Source organism: Citrobacter sp. Cpo109, assembly GCF_030332565.1.
GTDB lineage: Bacteria > Pseudomonadota > Gammaproteobacteria > Enterobacterales > Enterobacteriaceae > Citrobacter > Citrobacter portucalensis.
In genome coordinates, this window is the sequence record NZ_JAOWHQ010000037.1 from 1 (window position 1) to 291 (window position 291).

A 291-nucleotide genomic window follows, 5' to 3' on the forward strand; every position below is an offset into this window, starting at 1 on the left:
AGTGCTCACACAGATTGTCTGATGAAAAGTAAATAGCAAGGCGTCTTGCGATTGAGACTTCAGTGTCCCCTTCGTCTAGAGGCCCAGGACACCGCCCTTTCACGGCGGTAACAGGGGTTCGAATCCCCTAGGGGACGCCACTTGCTGGTATGTGTGAGTGAAAGTCGCCGACCGAAGTATCTCAAAACTGACTTCCGAGTCACGTTTGAGATATTTGCTCTTTAAAAATCTGGATCAAGCTGAAAATTGAAACGACACACTGTTTCATTTCTCCGTAATAAGAAATGAAAA

At 46.0% G+C, this 291-nt stretch carries 1 tRNA gene; it reads left to right on the forward strand.

The annotated features are described in order from the left end of the window. Nucleotides 1-64: 64 nt before the first annotated feature. Nucleotides 65-140 (forward strand) — tRNA-Glu (locus tag OGY71_RS01190). Nucleotides 141-291: the final 151 nt, after the last annotated feature.